This is a genomic window from Paraburkholderia sp. BCC1885 (assembly GCF_900996235.1).
GTDB lineage: Bacteria > Pseudomonadota > Gammaproteobacteria > Burkholderiales > Burkholderiaceae > Paraburkholderia.
The window spans coordinates 62843-87520 of the sequence record NZ_CAAJGM010000033.1 but is presented as its reverse complement, the minus strand read 5'-3'; the positions used below and the strand labels follow the sequence as shown (position 1 = coordinate 87520).

Here is a 24678-nt window from a genome sequence, read left to right as displayed (position 1 = left end):
ATTCGCGGGGCATTCCTTTAAGCGGTTCGCGGCTGGACTTCAGTTGTCCGCGCGCAGCACGATCGTCGCGAGCGGCGGCAGGATCAGCGCAGCCGAATGCGCCTTGCCGTGGCTGGCGATGTCCTCGGTATAGATCAGCCCGGCGTTGCCGACGTTCGAGCCGCCGTACACGCTGGCATCCGTATTGAGGACTTCGCTCCAGCGCCCGGCGAGCGGCATGCCGACGCGGTAGCCGAGGCGCGGCACCGGCGTGAAGTTGCAGACCACCACCAGTTCGCGGCCCGCTCCATCGAGGCGGCGGTAGGCGAAGACGCTGTTGTCGGCATCGTCGCCGATCAGCCATTCGAAGCCGCCCGGTTCGCAGTCGAGCGTGTAGAGCGCGGGCTCGTCGCAATAGAGGTGGTTGAGGTCGCGCATCAGTTTTTGCGCGCCGTGATGGAGCGGATCGTCGAGCAGATGCCAATGCGGCGAGCCGTCGTGATCGAACTCCGCCATCTGCCCGAACTCGCCGCCCATGAACAGCAGCTTTTTGCCGGGATGGGTCCACATGAAGCCGAAATACGCGCGCAGGTTGGCGAACCGTTGCCAGCGGTCGCCCGGCATCTTGCCGAGCAGCGAGCCCTTGCCGTGCACCACTTCGTCATGCGAAAGCGGCAGCACGAAGTTCTCGGAATACGCGTAGACCATCCCGAACGTCATGTTGTGGTGATGGTAGCGGCGGTACACCGGATCTTCCTGCAGATAGTGCAGGGTGTCGTGCATCCAGCCCATGTTCCACTTGAACTCGAAGCCGAGGCCGCCCTCTTCGACTGGCGCGGTGACGCCCGGCCATGCCGTCGATTCTTCCGCAATCGTGATTGCGCCCGGCACGCCCGGCACGTAACCCACTTCGTGATTGAGCCGCTTGAGAAACGCGATCGATTCGAGATTTTCGCGGCCGCCGTAGATGTTCGGCACCCACTCGCCCGCCGCGCGCGAATAGTCGCGGTACAGCATCGACGCCACCGCATCGACGCGCAGCCCATCCACGTGATAGCGCTTCAGCCACGCCAGCCCCGAGGCGATCAGGAACGCGCTCACCTCGTTGCGGCCGAGGTTGTAGATCATCGTGTTCCAGTCCTGGTGGTAGCCTTCGCGCGGATCGGCGTGCTCGTAGAGCGGCGTGCCGTCGAAATCGATCAGGCCGTGCGCGTCGTTCGGAAAGTGCGCCGGCACCCAGTCGAGAATCACGCCGAGACCGGCTTCGTGGGCGCGATTGACGAACTGCGCGAATTGCTCCGGCGTGCCGAAACGTGCCGAGGGCGCAAATTGCCCGAGCGGCTGATAACCCCACGAACCGCCGAACGGATGCTCGGCAATCGGCATGAATTCGACGTGCGTGAAGCCCATGCCCTGCGCGTATGGAATCAGACGGTCGGCCAGTTCGGCCCAGTCGAGGCCACGGTGTCCGTCTTCCGCGATGCGCAGCCACGACTCGGCATGCACTTCGTAGATCGAGATCGGCGAGCGCGCCGTCTGATTGGCGCCGCGCGACTGGATCCACGCCTCGTCGGTCCACGGAAACTGTTCGATCTCGTCCACGTGCGCGACGACCGAGGCCGTCGCCGGCGGCCGCTCGGTTTGCATGGCGCAGGGGTCGGCCTTCAGCGGCAACGGATGACCGTCGCGTGCCAGCAATTCGTACTTGTAGCGCGTGCCCGGCCCGACGCGCGGCACGAACAGTTCCCACACGCCTGCCTGATGCCGCAGGCGCATCGGATGACGCCGTCCATCCCACGAGTTGAAGTCGCCGACCACCGAGACGCGTCGTGCATTCGGTGCCCATACGGCGAAACGCACGCCGGGTACGCCGTCGATTTCCATCGGCCGCGAGCCGAGGCATTCGAGCACGGCGTAGGGGTCGCCATTGGCGAGCCGGTAAAGCGGTTCGTCGCCCAGCACCGGACCGAATGAATAGGTGTCCTCGATTTCCTGCACGGGGCCATGCCAGTCGATGCGCAGCCGGTAAGGCACGGCGTCGCTGACGCGGCCAACGAACAATCCGCTGGAATGGATCTTCTGCAATTCACCGAGCGTCGCGCCGTCGGCACGTGCAATCACCGTGACCTGCGCGGCATTCGGCAATAAGGCGCGCACCACCGGTCCCGCGTCGGTCTGATGCAGGCCGAGTTGCGAAAACGGATCGGGGTGGCGTGCTTCGACCAGCGCATCGAGATCGAGCGGTTGCAGGCTGGCGGTCGGATCGTACTCACTCATAATCGCCCTCAGCCGGGTTAGGCGGTGTGGCGCCGGTCGAGCCGGACGCGGATGAATCGTGGGGAGCGCCCGTGTCGCCGAGCAAACGGCTCGCGAGCGCAGCAAGGCCGCGGACCGGCAAGCCGAGCCAGGTCGGCCGGTTGGCGGCTTCGTAACGGATCTCGTAGGCGGCCTTTTCGATCAGGAAGAGATCGAGCAGGGCCTGCTCCGAGGCCGGCGCGACGAGCGGTTGATCGGCCTGCGCGACGGCTGCGCGGTAGGCGTCGAGGAAACTTTCGGTTGCGTAGACGCGGAAGCGGTCGAACAGGGCGCGCTTGCGGTCGGCGGTCTGTTGTGGCGCGCTTTCCGTGGTGGACTGGGCGGCGGCGCTCGCATACGAGAACGAGCGCAGCAAACCGGCGACGTCGCGCATCGGGCTCGACTTCTGACGCCGTTCGTCGAGCGAGCGGGCGGGCTCGCCCTCGAAGTCGATCAGATACGCGTCGCCTTGCGCAACCAGCACCTGGCCCAGGTGGAAGTCGCCATGGATGCGGGTGCGCAATGCGCCTGCATTGGCCGGGACGAGTTTCGCGACCGCTTCGGTCAGCGCCGCGCGACGGTCGAGCAGACTGCGCGCCAGATCGCGCGTATCGTCGGTCAGTTGATCGACGCGTTGCGCGAGCAGGTCGAGTGCGGAGTCGAGCAGGGACAATGTGCCTTCGGTCCATGCCTTCACCTGCCCGGCCGTGGCGGCTTCCGGCGCGAACGCCGGATCGTCGGACGGCAAGGCGAGCGCCACGTGCAGCTCGCCGAGGCGCCGGCCGATCACGCCGGCCATGCTCCGGTAGCCGTCGATGGCCTGGGCTTCCTTCTCGCGATCGGGCACGGCGTCGTCGGCATCGACGGCCAGCGCGAGGTCGTCGATGGTGCGGCGCAGATAATCGAGCGCCCAGTTCCACGCGTCGCCCTGGTTGTCGATGAAACCTTGCAGGATGCACAGCGTATGCGGCACGCCGGCCGGATCGACGCGCACCACTTCGCCATACAGCGGCGCGGTGTTGGCGTAACCGATCTTCGTCAGATAGCGGCTGATTTCCGCTTCCGGATGAACCCCGGCCACGAGCCGCCGCACCAGCTTGAGCACGATGGCATCCGCGATGATCAGCGAACTGTTGCTCTGCTCGGCCGCGAGCCAGCGAATTTCCGGGCGGTCGCCGAGATCGATTTCGTCGAGGCGCTCGGTGGGGATAAAGCGGATTTCGCTCTTCTGCACCGTCGGCACCACCGCGCGTTCGCGCAGCTTGCGCAGCACGTTGTGGGCGAAGATCGGCAGGGCGAAGGCGTCCGTGAGATGGCCGACGTTGCGGCCGCGGCGCACGCGCGCCAGCGCCAGTTGTATGAAGAGCGGCGTGGTGGTTTCGCCGCCCCACGTAATCGCGATCGGCAAGACATAGCGCTCGGTGTGATCGCCCACGTCCGCTTCGATCTCGGTGAAGGCGAAGCCGCCGTTCGGGATCGTCGTCAGCGCGGCGAGACGTACTGCGTGCAGTTGCTGATCTTTGGACGCGAACCAGCGGCGCCGGCTCAGCCACGACGGCAGCACTTCCGATTCGAGCAAGCGGACGTTTTCCGGCGTCGGACCCGCCTGGCCTTCGCGGATCACGATGGTCACGAATTCCGGCAGCGGTTCCGAGTGCGGCTGCGCCCAGGTGGGACGCTGGGTCCCCGGGCAGATCAGGAACCACAGGAAACCATAGGGCGGAAAAGTCAGCAGATAGGTCAGTTGGCCGATGGCCGGGAACACGGAGTCCGCCGTCATTTCGATCGGCACCGAGCCCGCGAATTCGGACAGATCCAATTCGACCGCCTGCGGCGCCCGCGACAGATTCGCGACGCACAGAATGGTCGGCTCGCCCGGCAACTCGCGCAGATACGCGAGAATCTTGCGATTGGCCGGCTTCAGGAAGCGAATCGTGCCGCGCCCGAAGGTCTGCTTGGCGCGGCGCGTGGCGAGCATGCGGCGCGTCCAGTTGAGCAGCGAGTGCGGATCGCGGCTCTGCGCTTCGACGTTGACCGCGTCGAAACCGTACAGCGAGCCCATCACCGGCGGCAGCACCAGTTGTTCGGGATCGGCGCGCGAGAAGCCGCCGTTGCGGTCCGACGACCATTGCATCGGCGTGCGCACGCCGTCGCGGTCGCCCAGGTGGATGTTATCGCCCATGCCGAGTTCGTCGCCGTAATAGATCACGGGCGTGCCGGGCATCGACAGCAGCAGCGAATTGATCAGCTCGATGCGGCGGCGGTCGCGCTCCATCAAGGGGGCAAGACGGCGCCGGATGCCGAGATTCAGGCGCGCGCGGCGGTCGCTCGCATAGGTGTTCCACAGATAGTCGCGCTCGGAATCCGTGACCATTTCGAGCGTCAGTTCATCGTGATTGCGCAGGAAAATCGCCCACTGGTTGGTCGGCGCCAGATCCGGCGTTTGCCGCATGATGTCGGTGATCGGAAAGCGGTCTTCGCTGGCGATCGACATGTAGATGCGCGGCATCAGCGGGAAGTGGAACGCCATATGGCATTCGTCTTCGTCGCCGAAATATTCCTTCACGTCTTCCGGCCATTGATTCGCCTCGGCGAGCAGCATCCGGTTGGGATACTCGGCGTCGATGGTGGCGCGAATCTTCTTCAGGATTGCGTGCGTTTCCGGCAGATTTTCGTTATTGGTGCCTTCGCGTTCCACCAGATACGGCACGGCATCCAGACGCAGCCCGTCGATGCCCATGTCGAGCCAGAAGCGCATCACCTGCAGCACTTCCTTCAGCACGGCAGGATTGTCGAAATTCAGATCCGGCTGGTGCGAATAGAAACGGTGCCAGTAATAGGCGCCTGCCACCGGATCATGCGTCCAGTTGGACGGCTCGCTGTCGATAAAGATGATCCGCGTACCGGTGTATTTCTCGTCCGTATCGGACCACACATAGAAGTTGCGGTGGTTCGAGCCGGGCTTGGCGCGCCGCGCGCGCTGAAACCACGGGTGCTGATCCGACGTGTGGTTGATCACCAGTTCGGTAATCACACGAATCCCGCGTGCGTGCGCTTCCTGAATGAAGTGCCTCACGTCGGACAGATTGCCGTAATCCGGATGCACATTGCGATAGTCGGCAATGTCGTAACCGTCGTCGCGGCGCGGCGACGGGTAGAACGGCAGCAGCCAGATCGCGTTCACGCCGAGTTCGGCGATGTAATCGAGCTTGGCGATCAGGCCGGGGAAGTCGCCGACGCCGTCGTTATTGGCGTCGAAGAACGACTTGATATGCACCTGATAGATGATCGCGTCTTTGTACCAGAGCGGGTCGTCGCTCAGCGTCGATACCTTGCCGCGCTTTGCCGGCTTCGCTTTTGCGGCACGGCTGCTGGCTGTCGCTGCGACCGCTGTGGCGGAAGCCTGCGACGTGCTCTCGGTCGGGTCGTCACGTTTCATTACGCACCTTCGGTCGGGGGTTGGGCGCCAGCGTCTGCATGGCTGCCGCTGTCGTCGTCTGCGCTGGGGGGCTCGGCAGGCAAGCCGCCGGCAGGTGCGATGCGCCAGATGGCGAACGGCATCACACCGGGGTTGAGCCGCACGTGCTGCCAGCGGCCGTACCACTCGGAGCGGGCGCCGGTCATCTGGTCCACCACTTCGAGCGCTGCATGATCGTCCAGATGCCAATGCGCAAACGTGGCCCACGAAAGCTCCACGTCGGCGCCCTGTTCGTTGTGCGGATCGAGATTGATGGCGACGACCACTACGTTGTCGCGCGCTTCGGTGGCTTTCTCGAAGAACAGGATGTGGTCATTGTGCGCCGGCAGGAACGTCACGCCCAGATGCGATTGCAGCGCGGGATTGGCGCGGCGGATCCGGTTCAGAGCCGTGATTTCGCCGACGATGTTGCCGGGCCGGTTCCAGTCCCACGCGCGCAACTGATACTTTTCGGAGTCCAGATACTCTTCGCTATTGGGCAGCGCGGCGGCTTCGCAGAGTTCGAAGCCGCTATACACGCCCCACAGACCCGACAGCGTGGCGGCGAGCGCGGCGCGCATCACAAAGCCGGCGCGGCCCCACGACTGCAAATGACGCGGGTTGATATCCGGCGTGTTGACGAAGAAATTCGGCCGGTAATACTCGCGGGCATTCGTCTGCGTGAGTTCGGTGAGGTAATCCGTGAATTCGCGCTTCGATTCGCGCCACGTGAAATAGGTGTACGACATCGAAAAGCCGATCTTGCCGAGCCGGTTCATCATGCGCGGCCGCGTGAAGGCCTCGGCGAAGAAGATCGTGTCGGGATAGCGCGCCCGCACGTCGCCGATCATCCATTCCCAGAACGGCAGCGGTTTGGTATGCGGATTGTCGACGCGGAAAATGTGCACGCCCGCTTCGATCCAGAACAGGATCACGTCGCGCAATGCCAGCCACAGGTCGGGCTTGGCATCGTGCGCATAGAAGTCCGGGTTGACGATGTCCTGGTATTTTTTCGGCGGATTCTCCGCGTAGCGCAATGTGCCGTCCGGGCGCCAGGCGAACCACGTGGGATGTTCCTTTAGCCACGGATGATCCGGCGAGCATTGAATCGCGAAATCGAGCGCGATCTCGAGACCATGCTCGTGCGCGGCGGCGAGCATCTGCTTGAAGTCGTCGAGCGTGCCGAGTTGCGGATGAACGGCCGTGTGGCCGCCTTCCGCCGCGCCGATCGCATAGGGACTGCCGACGTCGCTCGGCTGCGCATTCAACGTGTTGTTGCGGCCCTTGCGATTGGCGAGGCCGATTGGGTGGATCGGCGGGAAGTACAGCACGTCGAAACCCATCTCGCGGATGCGCGGCAGTTTCTTCGTGACATCCGCGAAGGTGCCGTGACGGGCTTCGTCGTCGCTCATCGAACGGGGGAAGATCTCGTACCAGCTTGCGAAGCGCGCGGCGGCCCGTTCGGCGTCGATCCGGTAGACGATCGGGTCGCGCGCGAGGAACGGCCGGTGGCGCGCCGCAGCCATGGCTTTGGCCGTGGTGGGCGCGAGCAGCAGGGCAATGCGCGTGTCCAGATCCGCCTTGGCGAACACCTTGACGATATGTTCGAGCGGCTCGGTGACGGCGCCTTCCACCGTCTCCACTTCGGCCAGCACCAATGCAAACAGGTGACTCGCTTCGTCGACTTCCAGCTCGACGGTCTGCCCGGCCTTGAGTTTCTTCTGCACGTGCTCGACCAGCGAGGCGAAATCGTCGCGCCAGGCGATTACCGTGAATTCATGGCGGCCGACCCGTTCGAGCGGGATGCGCGCGGCCCATAGATCATTGCCGGCGGGCGCCACGGGAAGCATCGGCACTTCGTGCCAGGCGGTTTCGTCCGCTGCCCGCCAGACGACTGCGGCGGCGATCTTGTCGTGCCCTTCCGCGAAGATTGCGGCGGTCACTTCCGCCCGTTCGCCCACCGTGCGCTTGACGACGAAGCGGCCATTGTCGACCGACGGGCCGACGCTTTCGATCGCCACGCGCGGCGCGGCAATCGCCTCCATCACCGATTTGCGGCCGCTGCGCTTGCTGCCCGCCTTGTCGACGGGCGGCGCGAGACGCACCGGCTTTTCGGCCAAAGCACTGAACAGGCGGCAGGCGCCGGGTCCAAGCGTAAAGGGCTGCAGGGTGGCGGGCGCGGTGCCTTGAGCGGCGTCGAGCGGCACGAAGCGGGTGAAATTGCCCGGCACGCCGGCGAGAAAGCGCGCGGGATCGACCCGCACCGGCTTGCCGAGGTCCGGATTGACGACGATGAGCGTGGCCCGCTGGCTGTCGCGAAGGTCGAGACGATCGCCGCGCAACAGCACGGCAGCGGGCGCGCTCGGGCCGCTTAGCGCGCGCAATTCGCCGACGCTTTGCAGCGCCGCCGAGTCGCGCAGCACGGCGTTCACGTGTTTGATCGGGCCGGAGAGATCGAAGCGCCGCGCTTTGCATAGCTCGGCGAACTGCGAGGCGTTACCGCGGGTGTAGGACATTGGTTGCGCGACGCCGTATTCGAAGCCCATCGACATCATCCAGCCGGTGCCGGTGGAGGCGGCCATGAACAACGCGCGAAGGTAGGCGCGTTCGAGAATGGCGGCGTCGTGGGCGTCGTCGTGATCGGCGGCGAGGCGGCTGCCGTAGGGCGCTTCCGGAAATGCGACCGGCGCGGCGATGCGGCTCAGCGCGGCATGTTCATCGGTGATCCAGCTGGCGCGAAAGTCCCACCAGCGAATCGAGGAAAACACGCTGTCGAAGCCCGCGTCCTCTAATTGCAGCAGGTCGCCACGTGCCAGACCCGGCGTCGCGGCGAGAAAGCGCACCTCGGGATACTGCGCCCGTACCGCTGCACCAAGCTGGCGCCAGAAGGCGGGCGGCACGCGATGCGGCGAGTCGAAGCGAAAGCCGGCAACGCCCGCTTCGGCCAGCGCGAGCAATTCGCGAGTCCACCACTCGAGCAAGCCGGCCTGGTTACCTTCGTTGCCGAAGTTCACATAGGCGACGTTGTCCTCGCGATGCGCGTGACGGGGATCGAGCCGTGCTTCCTCGGATTCGAACGGATGGAACCAGTCGGGATGCTCGGCAAACAGCACGCCGTCGGCGGCGACCCGGTCGATCACGAGGTCGATCAGCAGGTTCAGCCCGTGTTGACGCGCGGAGCCGGCGAGGCTGCGCAGCGCCTCAGGCGCGCCTTGCTGGGCTTCGAAGACCGGATGCAGATGACGATGATCGCTGACGATCTGCGCGTGTCCTGCCCGTCCGGGCTGGAACAGCGCGCCGATCAACACGTGGTCGAAGCCCGACGCGGCGGCATGCGCGAAATGCGCGGGCCAAGCGTCGAGGGGTCCGACGAGGAGGGAGTGGAGAAAGTAGATCCGCGGCGCATACCTTTGTGAAGGTTCCATCGGTCGTTTCCAGATTCGTCCTGCCGCGATGCGGATGCACCTGAATGCGATCACATCACTCGTTGGGGGCTTCCAGAGCCGGGGCCGCGCGCCGTCGAAAGTCTGCGCACCACTGGTCAATGTAGCGCAAAGATCGCCTGCCCGCCGGGCAGTAGCGAACACTACGCACGCGCACGCGCCAGTCACGCGGTTCTGGACCAGATAATGCAGAACATGCAGCAAGCGTTGTGCCAGCGGCGCGGTGGCCAGCGAAAAAACGGGAGAAGCGCGGGCGGATGCGGCTTGGGCCGAAGCTGCGCATCGCGGCGCCGGCGGATGAACCGGGCGCCTGCTCAGCGGCTTTTACAAAGAAGGAGAGGGGATTGCCGGCAGCGGCGTCTTCGCAGGACGAAGCGCGCTGCCGGATAACTGGGCTTTGCTCTGAGAACCCGGCTTTACGAACCGAGCAGGCCCGCTGCAATGTTCACGCACAGGCCGAGCACGGCCACGTTGAAATAGAACGAGAGGATGGATTGCGCGAGCGCGGCGCGACGGATCGTGCGCGAGCGGAGCACCACGTCCGAAGTCTGCGAGGCCACCGCGATGGTGAACGAAAAGTACAGGAAGTCCCAATAGTTCGGCTGCAGTTTGGTATCGGGGAACTGCAGCGCGGTCTCCTGCGGGTCGGAGCCGTAGTAAAGGCGCGCGTAGTGCAGCGTGAAGATGGTAGGGATCAGGAACCATGCGCCGAACATCGTCAGCGCCGTCAGCACGTAGTGGGCGAGTGTCGACGCGGTGCCGAGGTTCTTGGCCGAAGCCAGTTCGAGGACGATGGCCGCAATACTCGCCACGGTAGCGAGGCAGATCACGAACAGCACGACACCGGCGTTTTCGTCGTCGCGCATTGCGAACTCGCGGACGCGGTCTTCGTGGGCCATCGCCATATGCGTCCAGATGAGCACGAGGTAGGACCAGACCGCGAGATCCCACGCGGCCAGCACGCGCACCATGGGCCGCATATGCGACGGCACGAACAGGGCGACGATGATACCGATTACAAGCGCGGCGACCATACGTGGCCGGTTGCGCAGAACCTGCGGATAAATATTCGATGGCATGGGCGATTGAGTGTGAGGTGCTGTTCGGACGCAGCACTGTTGGGCAACAAAGCGCGTGTTTGGTTCTACCGCGCGCGCCCGGCGGCATTTGTAGAATGATCGCCGGGCAGTTATAGTCTCCCGCAACGGCCTTGCGCCGGGCTTTCAATTGCAAAAGTTGTGCATGAGCGGAGCCCCCATGACGGATGTACCCGATAAAGATGAGCATGGCGCGCGCCGCGACATGGCGCACGCCCACTCCGCTGGCCGCCGAACGTGGCTGCTGGGCGCGTGCGCGGCGGCCGCCGCGCTGGCGTTCAGCAGTGTGGGACGCCTCGGCGCGTCGTTTGGAATCTCCCCCGCCTTGGCCGATTCGCCCGCGGGCGGCGGCCTCGACGCCTTTCTCGCCCTGTCGCAGCATCTGACGGCTCGAACCAGCTTCGACCCGGTGCTCAGCAAGCGTGTCTACGATGCGCTGTGTCATGCAGACGGTCAGTTCACGCAGAATGTCGCCGCCCTCAACACCTGGTTGCAAGATCATGGCGGCGTGCCGTCCGACAAGGTGACGCAGACCTTGCAAGCGGATCAACCGGCGCTCGCGAGGACGGTCGGCGCAGTGATGCGCGGCTGGTATCTCGGCCTCGTCGGCGACCTGCCGCATGTCCAGGTGGTGGCCTATGAACGCGCGCTGATGTTCGATCCGGTGAAGGACGTGCTGACGATTCCGTCGTATTGCCGCGACGTGCCGTTCTACTGGACGCAAAAGCCCGCCGGCGCCTGACGCACGGCATGCCTCTCGCACGTGTCGTGAGTCGCTTGAGTACGCGGCTGCGGCATGCATCAATAGCCACTGGCGACAAGCCAGGCCAGCACAAAAGATAAGAGCGCAACAATGGCAAATTCCAATTCCGCCGACGTGGTCGTGGTCGGTTCGGGCGTAGCAGGTAGCCTCGTGGCGCATCAACTGGCGCTGGCCGGCGCCTCGGTGATCATGCTCGAAGCCGGGCCGCGCATTCCGCGCTGGCAGATCGTCGAGAACTTCCGCAATTCACCGGCCAAATCCGACTTCGCGACGCCCTACCCCTCGACGCCTTACGCACCGCATCCCGAGTATTCCCCCGCCAACAACTACCTGATCCAGAAGGGCGAGTATCCCTACAATTCGCAGTACGTACGATTGGTGGGCGGCACGACCTGGCACTGGGCCGCGGCCGCATGGCGATTGTTGCCGGCGGATTTCCAGTTGAAGAAACTGTATGGCGTGGGCCGCGATTGGCCTTATCCGTATGAAACGCTCGAACCCTGGTACTGCGCCGCCGAAGCGCAGCTTGGCGTGTCGGGTCCGGATAGCTCGATCGATCTCGGCTCGCCGCGTTCGAAGCCGTATCCGATGAGCCCGCTGCCGTTGTCGTATATGGATCAGCGCTTTAGCGACGTGCTCAACGCGCAAGGCTTCAAGGTGGTACCCGAGCCGGTCGCGCGCAACAGCCACCCCTACGATTCGCGCCCAACCTGTTGCGGCAACAACAACTGCATGCCGATTTGTCCGATCGCTGCCATGTATGGCGGCGTCGTGCATGCGGAGAAAGCCGAGCAGGCCGGTGCGAAACTGATTCCGGAAGCGGTGGTGTATCGCGTCGAAGCGGACAACAAGGGGCTCATTACCGCAGTCCACTACAAGGACCCGAACGGCAACAGCACACGCGTGAGCGGCAAGCTGTTCGTGCTGGCGGCCAATGGCATCGAAACGCCCAAGCTGATGCTGATGTCGACTTCCGACAAATTCCCGCACGGTATCGGCAACAGCTCCGATCAGGTGGGCCGCAACCTGATGGATCATCCAGGCACGGGCGTAACCTTCCTCGCCAACGAGCCGCTCTGGCCCGGCCGCGGACCGATGGAAATGACCTCGGTGGTCAACTTCCGCGACGGCGCGTTCCGCTCTGATTACGCGGCGAAGAAACTGCATCTGTCCAACGGCGTGCCGACTATGTCCGTCACCGCCGCGTTGCTCAAACAGGGCGTCACCGGCGCCGAACTCGACCGCCAGATTCGCGATCGCGCCGCGCGCACGCTGAACATCAACAGCTTCCATGAACATCTTGCCGAGCCGCAGAACCGCATCGTACCTTCGGCGGATCAGAAGGATTCGCTGGGCATTCCGCAGCCGGAGATCTACTACTCGATCAACGACTACGTGAAGAAGAGCGCGGCCAATACGCACGAACTGTATGCGCAGATCGCCGCGCTGTTCGGCGGCGCGGAGGTGTCGTTCGACGATACGTTCGCGCCGAACAATCACATCATGGGCACCACGATCATGGGCAACGATCCCGCGGATTCCGTCGTCGACGCGGATTGCCGCACGCACGATCATGCGAACCTGTTCATCGCGAGCAGCGGCGTGATGCCGACGGCCGCCTCGGTGAACTGCACGCTGACGATTGCTGCCTTGTCGCTGAAGTTGGCCGACAAGCTCAAGCATGAGATCTGAACCGAGCCCTGACGGAGAGCCACAATGACGAACAAAACGTCTCGCCCGCAGCCGGCCGGTTCGCTTGCGCAGATCGCACATGTCGAGCGCCGGCGACGCATTCGCATCAAGATGGCGACACTCGCGGCGGCATTCTCGCTGTTCGCTTTGTATCTCGCATGGCACGAGGCCTACGATGCACCGACGCGCCACGACGACGAATCGCCGATCTCCCAGGCGCTCGCCGACGACCCCGCGCAGCCCGGAGGAGCGTCAGCGACCGACGCGGCGTCGGCCGATCCAGGCCTCGTCAAGCGTGGCGAATACCTCGCGCGCGCGGGCGATTGCGTGGCCTGCCACACCGCCGACAAGAGCCGCCCCTTCGCCGGCGGCCTGCCGATCAACACGCCGTTCGGCACGATCTACACACCGAACATCACGCCCGATCCCGACACCGGCATCGGCCAATGGACCGACGCCGATTTCCTGCGCGCGATGCAGCAGGGTATCGGCAAGGGCGGCGAGCGGCTCTATCCGGCGTTTCCGTATGCCGAGTACACCAAGGTCACCGGCCAGGACGTGCTGGCGATTCGCGCCTATCTGAACACGCTCGCGCCCATCCATTACGTGCCGCCGCGCAACCAGATGGGCTTCCCGTTCAATCAGCGCTGGTTGATGGGATTCTGGAACATGTTCAATTTCACCGAAGGCCGCTATGTGCCCGATCCGAAGCAGAGTGCGCAATGGAATCGCGGCGCGTATCTGGTGCAAGGGCTTGCGCATTGTGAGGAGTGCCACACACCCCGCAACATCACACAAGGCCTGAAAACTAGCGAACGTTTCTCCGGCGCCACCCAGGCAGGTTGGCACGCGTTCAACATCACGTCCGACAAAACGGGCGGCGTAGGCAACTGGAGCGACGCGGAACTGGCGGGTTATCTCTCGACGGGCGCAGTGCCGGGCCGTGCGAATGCCGCAGGGCCGATGGGCGAAGTGGTGGCCGACAGCACGCAATATCTGACGCCGGAGGACGTGAATTCGATCGTCACCTACTTGCGTTCGATCGCGCCGGTGAGCGGCGGCCAAACGCATCCGCGCGATCAATGGGGCGCGCCGGCCAACGACGTGACTGCGCTGCGCGGCACTGAAATTGCCGGTATCAATGGCGCGCAGTTGTTCGTCGCCAATTGCGCGTCGTGTCACAACTGGACCGGACAAGGCGTGGGCGCGAGCGCGGCGGGGGCGTATCCGTCGCTGATTCACAACACGACGGCCGGCGCGAACGATCCGAACAATCTGGCCATGGTGATCCTGCATGGCGTCAGCCGCACGACAAAACAGGCCGACGTGCTGATGCCGGCCTTCGGCACGGAACTCACCGACGATCAGGTGGCCGCGATCACAAACTACGTGACGAAGCAGTTCGGCAATCCGCAAGCCGTCGTAACGGCGGACACGGTGGCAAAGTTGCGGGCGCAGCAACAATGACCGTTTGATACGGAGTGAGGGCGGCGCGATGCGGCAGACTTTGCCGCTTGCGCCGCTACGGCGGGCGGTTTGATCCGACGAAAGGCCGGATTTCGCCGTATTCTCCTCGCCCAGTGGCCTGGAAAAGATGGAAAGCACGCATACGCGCTTTGCGTTCGCGTTCTATCATGGTCGCATGGCATCCACACTCGTTACTACCGTCGAACATCACGACGTCAACCGCACCGGACGCGACTTTGTCGTGGGCGATCTGCACGGTTGCGTCGATGCGTTGCGCTATCTGCTGCGTGAAGTGTCGTTCGATCCGTCGCGCGACCGGCTGTTTTCGGTCGGCGATCTGATCGATCGCGGTGCTCAATCCGAGGAGGCGCTGGCGCTGCTCGACAAACCCTGGTTCTACGCAGTGCTTGGCAATCACGAAGACACGCTATGCGCCGTCGCCGATGGACGCTTACGGCGGCAGTGGTGGTACGGCATTGGCGGGGCATGGGCGGCCCAGTTGCCCGACGAGAAGTTGCGCTACTACGCGCAGCAGTTGTCGCGCTTGCCGCTCGCGCGCGTGATCGGCAGCGGCAGCGAGCGTTTCAACGTGCTGCACGCCGAATTTTTCGGCACCGACGCCGACCTCGACGCAGGCGAGTTTTCCGCCGATGAACGCCAGCAATTGCTATGGGGACGCCAGCTGGCGGTGGGCAACGGCGACCCGATGCGGCAACGCAGTTTGTCGCTGACGTATTGCGGCCATACGCCGATGCGCAGCGTCCAGCAGATCGGCGCGCAGGTATTCATCGATACGGGCGCATTCGGGCCCGGCGGCAAGCTGACGATGGTCGAGGCGCGCCGCACGCAGCGTTGGTCCGTGACGGTGGATATGGCGCGTGCCGAAGGCGCGGCGGCGCTGGCATTGCCTTGATTTTCGGCAGGCGGTGAGCCGTGCCGCGATGCAGGCCGTTTCGCGTCTGAACTAACGGCTAGCCCACCTGATTCAATTCGAACACCATATCGACGGCATGGCCGTTCCAGTTGTATTCCAGATACGCCGCGTGATGGCAGTCCCGCAGCAGCGTGGTTTTGAATGCCGCGAGACATTCGCCGCCCGCGTCACGTACCGACGGATACGCGATGCCCGGCGCGCCCGCCGCGTGCGCCGCCCGTCCTAGCGATTGCCCGGGGAGGTAATCGTGCGGCGAGAAAATGGCGGCGTCCAGCGAGGTGTCGTCGCGCAAATCCACCACCTCTCCAGCCGCGATCACCGTATACAGGCGCATTTGCTGACGCATCGGCGCTTCGGCGGTGGCCGCGAGAAACTGACCGGTGTGATAGCGCGTTTCCGCAATCGCGGTGGCGCGGGTTCGGGCGCAATAGAACACGCCGTAGCTGCCGTCCGAAAAGCGGCTGCCGAGCGGATTCAGATGCGTGAGTGCCGCCATGATCGGCCCATAACCCGGGCCGAAGCGGCGCTCTTCGCGCGGCACCAGATCGAGTTCGCCGATCTCGGTGCGCAGACGGTCGTTGGTCATGGCTTCGAGTGCATACAGCGCGTCGAAGTCTTCGGGGTTGGCGACCCGGTCGAACAGATTTACCGCCGGAAAGCGCGTGGGAATCACGCGATATGCAGGCGACCAGTCGAGCGGCGCGACGCGCCAGCGGTCCTTCCAATGCAATTCAGTCACGCCCAGCCGCCTCGCGTCGCGTCGAGATACTGGCGTACCGCGACGAGGTCGCTGATATTGCCGGCGAGCATGCGGTCGAGCGCGCGACGCCCGCCGAACGGCGGCGCGCTATTCGGGCGCTTGATCCAGCCGTCGGCGGCGGCCGGTTGCGGCAACAGGATCTGCAGTGCTTTGTAAATGCCGAGCAGCAGCGAAAGACGCTCGAGCGTGTCGCGCCCGAGGCGGGCGGTTTGCGGCTCGGCTTTCCACTTGAAAAAGGTCGAACGGCCCGGCGAGCCGAGCAGGACGATCTGTTCCTCGGCGCTCAAATCCCAATCCCGGGCAATCTTGAAGAAGGCACGCAAGCCCGCCGCCGACATTTCGGTCAACGATGGTTCCGTGACGGGCCGGCGCATGGGCGGGTCGTCACGCGATGCGCGGGCGGCGTGTGGCATGGAAATAGGTCCTTATCTGTACTTCGAATCCATATTAGTCCATATGTGGATTATTGCAAGGACGAATTGGGTATAATCGCGTCCCAGCGGAAACAGGCAAGACAGGTCAATCGATTAGGAGTGGCAAGCGATGTGGGTGCGAGCAGTGGCGGTAGCGGTGGCAGTGGTGTGTTGTGCGGGAGCGGTGCAGGCCGGGCAGTACGCGGAGGTGTGGAATCCACCGGAAGCGCGCCACGCGCCGAAGAAGATTAAGGTTCATGCCGCTGTGCCAGCGGCAACAAGGGTGGCGGGCAAGAGCGTGGCAGGCGGCGGTAAGGGTAAGCAGGGCAAGGCAGCTTCCGTGCACGCCGCACGCCAGGCGAAACCGCATACGAGGCTGGCTGCGAAGGGTGCACCGGCGGGTAAGACGGTCAAGATGGCGCGGGGCAAGGGTGCGCCGGGTAAGCCGGTGAAAATGGCGCATGCCGCCGGCGCAAAGAAGGCTGCGGTAACGACGGCACATTCCGGGGTCACCGGACATGCGCAGATGGCGATGCGACCGGAGTCGCAGAAGCTGGCGAGCAAGGCGGCTCCTTCGACACGGCCTGCTTCCGCGATGGCGAGCGCCGCGCCGAGAACGGCGCCGGTGCAACCGGCCGCGACGATGGCTAATGCGACAGCGAGTCCAGCAACGAATTCCGCTGCCGGGGGCGGCAATTTACCGCCGATTTTGCATTGAAGGCAGGCCATTGAGGGCAGGCTTCAACCTCCTCCCGCCAACCCTTCCGTCAACAACCGCAACGTCTCCACCGACCGCGAATCGCGCAAGCGCGAATGCAGCGTCACGCGCGACTCCGGCAGCCTGGGCAAACCGAGCCGCGCCCCGACGTCGATCAACCCACGCGGCGCGACCCGCCGCGCTAGCGGCGACACCGCCAGCCCGGCCGCCGCCGCCGCGCCCACGGCCGCCACCCCGCCGCCGACAAACGCCTCACGCCATGCCACGCCGGCCTCATTCAGCGTGTGGATGGCCGTCGCGCGCACATTGCACGGCGCGGTGAGCAGCGCCAACGGGAGCGGCTCGCCGGCGCGCAGCAGCCACTCGGGCGCGGCGAGCCAGCTGAGCGGTTCACTGAACAGCACGGTCGCGTCGTCGCGCGGCGCATCCTCAGGCTCGTAGCGGACGATCGCCGCATCGAGCCGCCGTTCGTCGAACTGCGCGAGCAGCGTCGCCGACATGCCCAGATGCAATTCGATCACCAGTCCCGGATCGTAAGCGTTCAGCTTCCCGAGCAACTCCGGCAGATTGGTGCCCGCGACGTGCTCGCTCAACCCCAGCACGAGCTTGCGCCGCTCCACCGACAGCGAACCCAGCGCCCGCTCATGCGCGTTCAGCAGGTCGCGCGCGGCCGCGAGGAACGCGTTGCCGTCGGCGGAGAGCCGCACCAGCCGTGGCGTGCGCTCAAGCAGTTGCTTGCCCAGATGCGCCTCCAGCCGTTTGAGCTTCAGGCTGACGGCGGACTGGGTGGTGTCGAGCGCGTCGGCTGCGCGCGTAAAACTATGCAGGTCGGCGACCAGAACGAAGGCGCGGACTGCATCGAGATCGAGCACTTTCATTTCTATTGACAATAAATGAAATATCTATAGATGCCTGTTCATTATGATTGAAGCGGCCTAGGCTGTGTACTCAATCTTCTTCAACAGGAGTTTCATCATGCCGTTCACCCGAATTGCAGTCCGCGCCGGTAAGCCCGTTGCTTATCGCCAGGCGCTTACACAGGGCATCCAACGTTCGTTGGTGGAGGTGTTCAACGTGCCGGCAGATGACATCTTCATGGCCGTCACCGAGCACGACGAGGGCAATTTCGTCTACGACAAGCAGTATCTGGGCGTCCACCGCAGCGATGATCTCGTGATGATTCAGATCACCGTGAGCAACACCCGCACCGTGGAGATGAAGAAGGCGCTCTTCAAGCGGATTGCGGAGCATCTCGCGGAAAGTCCGGGCGTGCGGCCGGAAGACGTGCTGGTGAATCTCGTGGATGTGCCGAAGGAGAACTGGTCGTTCGGCAATGGGATCGCGCAGTACGCGGTTTGACCTGAGGAGGGGTGGTCCGAAACCGCTACGCGCGCGTGACGTTCGGCTGCCCTGGCGCGGCGAGTGTGTTCCGCGTCTGCGCCACCGGCGCCGTGTTCGGCAGGTTGTAGCGGCGCGCCTTCCAGCGGGCGCGGATGAACGGCCGGTCGTGGCCGGAGACCTTGAGGGCGATGTGCGTCACCCAGCGCTGCGTCGGCACGCGCACGCCATGCAAGCCGATTACCAGCATCATCAGGCTGACGGTGACGGCCACGGCCGACAAGCGGCCGGGTTGCGCATCCCACGCGATGCGCACGAACAGCAATGCAGTCACGGCGCCGACGATGCAACCGGTGATTGCCTCGGACGGCGAGTGCGCGTCCAGCACCACGCGCGACAATCCAACCGCCATGCCTGCCGCGATTCCCAGCAGGACGCCGACGAGCCGGAACCCAGGCCGCGCCGGAAGCAGCATCAGGAACAACGCGACTGGATAGACGGCGGTAGAAAGCATGGCGTGACCGCTCACGCCGGTGAAATCCAGTTCGCGCACGCCCACGCCCCAGCCGAGAAACGCCAGCTTGGTGACGGTGACCACGCCGATCGCCACGCCCAGCAGAGCCAACCACGCCGCGGCCACGCGCCACGAGTAACCGAGCGCCAGCCACAGGGCGATCGCCAGGGCGAGCGGCAGCGTCACACCTGCGCCCCCGAGGCTGGTGATCAAATTCCAAACGTGAGATGGCAAGTCAGGCATAGCAAGGAGCGCGACAGGCGCCGCGTAGAATCAGAAGCGTGATGGTTTAACGCGCCAGCCGAACATCTGGCCGACAAAGATTGAAACACGTCTCGCGTGTTTCTTGCATATGACTGTCAGTATAGACGGGAGTGCCGTTCGGAACTTATAGCGCGACATCATGGCGTCGGCTTTGGCGCTTCGTGCCGATGCCTTGGCGGTGCGCGACTGCGTATGAAGCGTCTGACGAAAAACCGCGTGGATGCGGGCAGCCCTCGCGGGCAGGCGTTGACGGGGGCGATGACGCGCGATTTCGATACCGCGGTGCGGCCAAGCGTCGGCTGGCGATTGATGTTATTGTGCATTGCACAACGACCTGCCGTTCCCACAGGACAGTATCGGTCCCTTTTTGCGAGGTCATCATCCAATGGCAAAAAGTCTGACGAAAATCTGGCTGGGCGGTCTGAAACGCCTGATCTCGATCCAGGCTCAACACGCGCGCGATACCGCCAAGCGCACTGCCGCGCGGCCGGTCCGGCCGACGGGCAAACTGTCCGCCAAGCTCAAGCCCGTTAAATCGATCAAGCCGGCTGTCACCGTCCGCGCCCCCGTCAAACGCGATGCGCCGCATCCGGGCGCCCGCGAATCCCGGGTTCGTCCGCGCGCCGCCGCATGGGCGAGCGGTGCATGGACGCGTTCGTTCCACTCCGCGCCTGCCGCGCCGGGACGACTCGTCAATCATCTGCAATACGGGTTGTATTTGCCGCCCGGGACGGCGTCCGCGCCGTTGCCACTGCTGGTGATGCTGCACGGCTGCAAGCAGTCCATCGACGAGTTCGCCGAGGGCTCGCGCATGAATCTGCTTGCGGATCGCTTCGATTTCGCGGTCGTCTACCCGGAGCAGTCCAAGCATGTCCATGCACATCGGTGCTGGCACTGGTACGACAGCGGCGATACCGCCGGCGGCGCCGAGGCGTGCGCGGTGGTATCGCTGGTCGACGCGCTGGTGGCCGAGCATGGTTTCGATGGCGAGCGGGTGTATGTCGCTGGGCTGTCGGCGGGGGCGGGATTGGCGACTTTGCTGGCTATCCGCTATCCGGATCGCTTTGCGGCGGTCGCGCTACATTCCGGACCGGCATTCGGCGAGGCGCGCTCGGGTATCGCCGCCATGGACGTGATGCGGCGCGGCATGCGCCACGACCCGGTCGAGTTGGTGGATCAGGCGGTCGATGTGGCCACGTATCCCGGCATGCCGGCCATCATCGTCCACGGCGACGCGGATCATGTAGTCGCCCCGGTCAATGCCGAACAATTGACCGCGCAGTTCCTGCGTCTGAACGGCCTGGTGGACGCACAGGGCGAACGCAAAGCCGGCGAGGTCCGCGAGGAACGCAAAGCGGCCGTGGTGACGCGCGATTACGTCCGCGGCGGGCGGCGGGTTGTGCGCCTGTGCCGGGTTCAGGCTTTGGGGCATGCCTGGAGCGGCGGCGACGATGCTGTTCCGTTCCATTCATCCAAAGGGCCGGATGCGAGCGCCCTGATCTGGGAATTTTTCAGATATCAGCGGCGCGCCGCGAAGGCCGGCGAAGCTGAACGCGTTGCCGCCGGAGCCGCGTCGGGCGGGGCTTAGAGAGTATTCGACGCAGTTCGGCGGCAGATGTGCGGCGGTAGAGCAACACCTCAGGAAAGAGTGCTTGGCACGCCCTAGGGTTTTCCCTATAATAGGGGTTATCCACTAGGCAGTAACCCTAGATTCTTTCCGAGGTTGATCATGTACCTGCTGAGCCGCTTGTTCCTGTTCCTGACGAAATCCGCTGACCAGATGGCCAAAGAGCGTAGCGACGCTTACCTGGCTGAAGCAACGGATCTGTACGATCTCGAATTCCGTATGCGCAAGCTGGACCGCGAAGCTGCCGTCCGTCATCCGGCATGGATGATCCAGCACTAAGCTGAGCTGAAGCTGTACAACGAACCGCCGGATTTGTCGGGGTTCGCCGGGGTTTGCAGATGTAAGTACCCACTATCGTCATTTGCCGAAGCGCGCCAATGTGCGCTGCCTTGCTTCCGCATGATCGACGATCGGCGCCGGGTAGTCTTTTTCGAGCGTCACGCCGAAGCCGGCGAGGCGGTCAGCACCCGCCAGCCAAGGCGCGTGAATCCACTTAGGCGGCACGTTCGCCAGTTGCGGCAGGTAACGCTTGATAAAGCGCCCTTCGGGATCGAATTTCTCCGATTGCGTCACCGGATGGAAGATCCGGAAATACGGCTGCGCATCGCAGCCCGTCGAGGCTGCCCATTGCCAGCCGCCGTTATTCGCTGAAAAGTCGAAGTCGTTCAATTGCTCGGCGAAGTAGCGTTCGCCAAGACGCCAGTCGATTCCCAGATCCTTCACCAAAAAACTCGCTGTCACCATGCGCAGACGGTTGTGCATGTAGCCCGTCTGATTGAGCTGCAACATGGCTGCATCGACGAGCGGATAGCCGGTGCGCCCGTCGCACCACGCCGCGAATGCCGCGTCCGCGTGCTTACCGCTCTCCCAGCGCAGACTGTCGTACTCGGCTTTGAACGCCGCGCCGCCCGCGAGCCGCGGATGGTGCGACAGGATCATGAAGTAAAAATCCCGCCAGATCAGTTCCGATAGCCACGTGGCCGCGCCTTTGCCGTCCGGTTGCAGTGACAACTCGTGTGCGAGCCGCGCCAGCGTGCGGATTGACACGGTGCCGAAACGCAAATGCATCGATAAATAGCTCGGTCCCTTGGCGGCCGGAAAGTCGCGGCGGTCGCCGTAGCTGTCGATGCGGGTCAGAAAGTCGTCGAGCAGTTGCTGGGCGCCGCTCATCGCCGCAGGCAGCTTCAGGTCAGCGAGGTTGCTCGGCGCAAAGCCAAGCTGCTTGAGCGTCGGCCGCTGGCCATTCACGGCGGCGGGCAGCGGCGCCAGATTCGAGAGATATGTCTCAACGGGATACGGCTTTAGATCGAAGGCGTTGAGTTCCTTGAGCCACGCGTTCTTATAGGGCGTAAAGACCGTAAATGGCTTGCCCTGTCCTGTGAGAATTTCCTCGCGCTCGAAGATCACCTGATCCTTGAACGTGATCAGCTCGCGGCCCTGTTCGGCGAGTTGTTCGCGCACGGCATCGTCGCGTTCCAGGGCGGCCGGTTCGTAGTCGTGATTGGTGAAGACGGCTTCGACGCCGAGTTGTTTCGCCAGCGCGGGAATCGCGGAGCGCGCGTCGTCGTGCAGGACCATGAGAGCACCGCCGTGCTGCCGCAGCGCCTGATCCAGCTCATCCAGCGCGGCGAGGATGAAGTCAACCCGCCGGTCCTCAGGCGGGCGATCCGGCCGACGCGCGTTCCAGGTGTCGAGGAGCGGCTGCAGGATAGTCGTATCGAGGACGAACACGCACCAGACCTGCCGGCAATGCTTCAAGGCGTAGTAAAGCGCGGCGTGGTCGGTGCTGCGCAGGTCGCGGCGAAACCAGACGAGGCCGGTGTCGTAATCGGTAGTCAGGTGTCGGACGCGCGTCATGATCTCGGCTCGGTGGATAACAGGCTCGCTGACGCGTCAGCACTGGGTATGCCCGGTCGATGCATCGAGCGGGCTCTCCGTGCTCAGCCGCTTTCGCTTCAGCTTCGCTCAGCTTGCCGGTGTGCGCGGCAGATCCGGCGCGTCGGGCGCCGGCACGCCGAAGCAGCCGCGATAGGTCGCGTAGAACGAGCAGTAGAGCATGGTCGTGACGATGATGGTGGCGGGCATCAGCACGGCGACCGCGTAATCCCCGGCGCCGAGCACTTGCATCAGCGCGGTCAGGCCGAACATGACGGCTGTTTCCACCGCGAACCACAAGGCGCCGAACACGACGAACGCGCCGCGGTTGCGCCAGCAACTGACGATGCTGAAGAACATCGCCTTGACCGGCGGCACGTCGTGCCACGCCGCGAGGACCGGCGCGAACCAGAACAGCATTGCGACCGGAATATAGAGCGCCATGGCCGCGAGAATCCCCATCATGATGTTGCTGTTCAGAATGGTCTCGGGCTCCATGGGCGCGGTGCCCAGCATCACCTTCAGCAGCATGCCGTCGTCGGCGAGCGCCGAGCCGGCCAGCACGAGCGCCATCGCGACAAGATAGATGCCGCCCAGCAACAGTAGACGTCTTGCCACCACCGAGCCATACGAGCGAAAGCCGTCCACGAGGATGGTAGGGAACACGGGCTTGCCCGCGATGGTGTCGCGGCACGCCGCCATGAAACCCACTGCCACGCCCGGCACAAAAACCAGCGGCAATACGCCGCCCACATACGGCAGTTGCGCGACCAGCGTCATCACCAGCAGGTAGGCGAAGAACAGCGTCAGGAAGGCGAGCGGGTTCTTGCGGAACAGCCAGATGCCTTGCCGGAACCATACATAGCCGGTCTTCGCGGGAACTTCAATTAGTTGCATGAGGTATGGATGCCTGGTAGTGCAACGCCCGAAAGGCGCTCGCGCAGAATGCGCTCGAAATGACCGGGGTCGTGCGGCTTGAGCAGTTCCGCCGCACGCGGCATATAAAAATCATACAGGCGCGAGACCCAGAAGCGGTACGCGCCGGCGCGCAGCATGTCGCCCCAGTGGCGGTTCTCTTCCCGCGTGAACGGACGCACCGTCTGATAGGCCCGCAGCATGGCCTCCATGCGCGCGTCGTCGAGCTTGCCGGTGGTGAGGTCGACGCACCAGTCGTTGACCGTCACGGCTACGTCGAACAGCCATTTGTCGCAGCCGGCAAAGTAGAAATCGAAGAAGCCGCCGAGGCGCACCTCGTGGCCGCTTTCCGGCGCTGCCTGCGTGAACAGGACGTTATCGCGGAACAGGTCGCAATGGCATGGCCCTTCGGGCAGCGCCGCGTAATCGGCGGAGGCGAAAAACGCCTGCTGGTGCGCGAGTTCGGACGACAGCAGAGCGCGTTGCGCATCGCTCAGAAACGGCAGCACCGCGGGCACGGTCTCCTGCCACCACGGCAGGCTGCGCAGATTCGGCTGATGATGCCCATAGTCGCGCCCGGCGAGATGCATGCGCGCCAGCATCTGGCCGACTTCGATGCAGTGCTCGACGCCCGGCGCCAATTGCGGGCCGCCTTCGAGTTTCGTCACGATCGCCGCGGGCTTGCCCTGCAGCATGCCGAACAGCGAGCCGTCCGCACGCGGCATCGGGTCGGGCACCGGCACCCGATGCGCCGCCAGATGACGCATCAGGTCCAGATAAAACGGCAGTTGTTGCGCCGTCAGCTTTTCGAAAATTGTGAGGACGTATTCGCCGCGCGTCGTGGTCAGAAAGAAGTTGCTGTTTTCAATACCGGACGCAATGCCGCGAAACTCGACGACGTCGCCGAGATCGTAATGCGTCATCCATTGCGCGAGTTGGGGTTCGGTAACAGCGGTGAAGACAGCCATGCGGGAGACGTCGGATCAGGTGGTCGGGCTGGCGCGGTGCGGCCAGTGCGGCAAGGTATAGACAAACACGGAACAAACACGGCAAGCGCGATAAACAGACTGAAGGCCCGGATCGCGGGCCTTGCAGGGGGCGAGCGGGCGTGCCGCCGCCTCGCCGCG

At 64.2% G+C, this 24678-nt stretch carries 19 protein-coding genes; 8 read left to right on the top strand and 11 right to left on the bottom strand.

Annotated features, from left to right (window positions below; genetic code table 11):
* Positions 1 to 39: 39 nt before the first annotated feature.
* The 4 genes from glgB to FQ755_RS02705 all read right to left on the bottom strand — a co-directional run bounded on the left by glgB (position 40) and on the right by FQ755_RS02705 (position 10253).
* Positions 40 to 2256: a 1,4-alpha-glucan branching protein GlgB gene (gene glgB / locus FQ755_RS02720; protein WP_144150733.1), complete on the bottom strand. Its 2217-nt coding sequence runs from the start codon at positions 2254 to 2256 to the stop codon at positions 40 to 42.
* Positions 2249 to 5713 (bottom strand): maltose alpha-D-glucosyltransferase, encoded by a 3465-nt coding sequence (gene treS / locus FQ755_RS02715; protein WP_144150731.1) that lies wholly within the window; start codon positions 5711 to 5713, stop codon positions 2249 to 2251. Before treS ends, glgB begins: the two co-directional genes overlap by 8 nt.
* Entirely contained in the window at positions 5713 to 9156 is a 3444-nt protein-coding gene (locus tag FQ755_RS02710; protein ID WP_144150729.1) for a maltotransferase domain-containing protein, read from the bottom strand. The genes treS and FQ755_RS02710 overlap by 1 nt, the downstream gene beginning before the upstream one ends.
* Positions 9157 to 9590: 434 nt before the next feature.
* A complete protein-coding gene (locus tag FQ755_RS02705) occupies positions 9591 to 10253 on the bottom strand; it encodes a DUF1345 domain-containing protein (protein ID WP_144150727.1) in 663 nt (220 codons plus the stop codon).
* A gap of 178 nt (positions 10254 to 10431) precedes the next feature.
* Between FQ755_RS02705 and FQ755_RS02700 the strand changes: the two genes are divergently transcribed.
* From FQ755_RS02700 to FQ755_RS02685, 4 genes are all read left to right on the top strand, one after another.
* On the top strand, positions 10432 to 11013 hold the full coding sequence (locus FQ755_RS02700; protein ID WP_144150725.1) for a sugar dehydrogenase complex small subunit: 582 nt from the start codon (positions 10432 to 10434) through the stop codon (positions 11011 to 11013).
* 111 nt (positions 11014 to 11124) lie between these two features.
* Positions 11125 to 12726 (top strand): GMC family oxidoreductase, encoded by a 1602-nt coding sequence (locus tag FQ755_RS02695; protein WP_144150723.1) that lies wholly within the window; start codon positions 11125 to 11127, stop codon positions 12724 to 12726.
* 24 nt (positions 12727 to 12750) lie between these two features.
* Complete coding sequence (locus FQ755_RS02690; protein ID WP_144150721.1) at positions 12751 to 14193, top strand: cytochrome c; 1443 nt, start codon at positions 12751 to 12753, stop codon at positions 14191 to 14193.
* 175 nt (positions 14194 to 14368) lie between these two features.
* Positions 14369 to 15106, top strand: coding sequence for a metallophosphoesterase (locus FQ755_RS02685; protein WP_144150915.1), 738 nt, complete (start codon positions 14369 to 14371; stop codon positions 15104 to 15106).
* A gap of 58 nt (positions 15107 to 15164) precedes the next feature.
* On the opposite strand, the gene FQ755_RS02680 is transcribed toward FQ755_RS02685, so the two are convergent.
* On the bottom strand, positions 15165 to 15866 hold the full coding sequence (locus tag FQ755_RS02680) for an RES family NAD+ phosphorylase (protein WP_144150719.1): 702 nt from the start codon (positions 15864 to 15866) through the stop codon (positions 15165 to 15167).
* On the bottom strand, positions 15863 to 16300 hold the full coding sequence (locus FQ755_RS02675) for an antitoxin Xre/MbcA/ParS toxin-binding domain-containing protein (protein WP_409937036.1): 438 nt from the start codon (positions 16298 to 16300) through the stop codon (positions 15863 to 15865). Before FQ755_RS02675 ends, FQ755_RS02680 begins: the two co-directional genes overlap by 4 nt.
* Positions 16301 to 16430: 130 nt before the next feature.
* Between FQ755_RS02675 and FQ755_RS02670 the strand changes: the two genes are divergently transcribed.
* On the top strand, positions 16431 to 17018 hold the full coding sequence (locus FQ755_RS02670) for a hypothetical protein (protein WP_144150717.1): 588 nt from the start codon (positions 16431 to 16433) through the stop codon (positions 17016 to 17018).
* A 23-nt stretch (positions 17019 to 17041) separates the two neighbouring features.
* On the opposite strand, the gene FQ755_RS02665 is transcribed toward FQ755_RS02670, so the two are convergent.
* Positions 17042 to 17896: a LysR substrate-binding domain-containing protein gene (locus tag FQ755_RS02665; RefSeq protein ID WP_144150715.1), complete on the bottom strand. Its 855-nt coding sequence runs from the start codon at positions 17894 to 17896 to the stop codon at positions 17042 to 17044.
* A 97-nt stretch (positions 17897 to 17993) separates the two neighbouring features.
* On the opposite strand from FQ755_RS02665, the gene FQ755_RS02660 reads away from it, so the two are divergent.
* On the top strand, positions 17994 to 18377 hold the full coding sequence (locus tag FQ755_RS02660; RefSeq protein WP_144150713.1) for a tautomerase family protein: 384 nt from the start codon (positions 17994 to 17996) through the stop codon (positions 18375 to 18377).
* A gap of 25 nt (positions 18378 to 18402) precedes the next feature.
* Here the strand turns inward: FQ755_RS02660 and FQ755_RS02655 are convergent, their stop codons facing one another.
* Complete coding sequence (locus tag FQ755_RS02655) at positions 18403 to 19113, bottom strand: phosphatase PAP2 family protein (RefSeq protein ID WP_144150712.1); 711 nt, start codon at positions 19111 to 19113, stop codon at positions 18403 to 18405.
* A gap of 406 nt (positions 19114 to 19519) precedes the next feature.
* Between FQ755_RS02655 and FQ755_RS02650 the strand changes: the two genes are divergently transcribed.
* Complete coding sequence (locus FQ755_RS02650; protein WP_144150710.1) at positions 19520 to 20722, top strand: PHB depolymerase family esterase; 1203 nt, start codon at positions 19520 to 19522, stop codon at positions 20720 to 20722.
* A 141-nt stretch (positions 20723 to 20863) separates the two neighbouring features.
* On the top strand, positions 20864 to 21040 hold the full coding sequence (locus FQ755_RS02645) for a DUF3563 family protein (RefSeq protein ID WP_144150708.1): 177 nt from the start codon (positions 20864 to 20866) through the stop codon (positions 21038 to 21040).
* A gap of 78 nt (positions 21041 to 21118) precedes the next feature.
* Here the strand turns inward: FQ755_RS02645 and FQ755_RS02640 are convergent, their stop codons facing one another.
* The 3 genes from FQ755_RS02640 to FQ755_RS02630 form a co-directional block, all read right to left on the bottom strand.
* A complete protein-coding gene (locus FQ755_RS02640) occupies positions 21119 to 22618 on the bottom strand; it encodes a cryptochrome/photolyase family protein (protein WP_144150706.1) in 1500 nt (499 codons plus the stop codon).
* Between the two features lie 108 nt (positions 22619 to 22726).
* Positions 22727 to 23533, bottom strand: coding sequence for a BPSS1780 family membrane protein (locus FQ755_RS02635; RefSeq protein ID WP_144150704.1), 807 nt, complete (start codon positions 23531 to 23533; stop codon positions 22727 to 22729).
* Positions 23524 to 24519 (bottom strand): homoserine kinase, encoded by a 996-nt coding sequence (locus FQ755_RS02630; protein WP_144150702.1) that lies wholly within the window; start codon positions 24517 to 24519, stop codon positions 23524 to 23526. Before FQ755_RS02630 ends, FQ755_RS02635 begins: the two co-directional genes overlap by 10 nt.
* Positions 24520 to 24678: the final 159 nt, after the last annotated feature.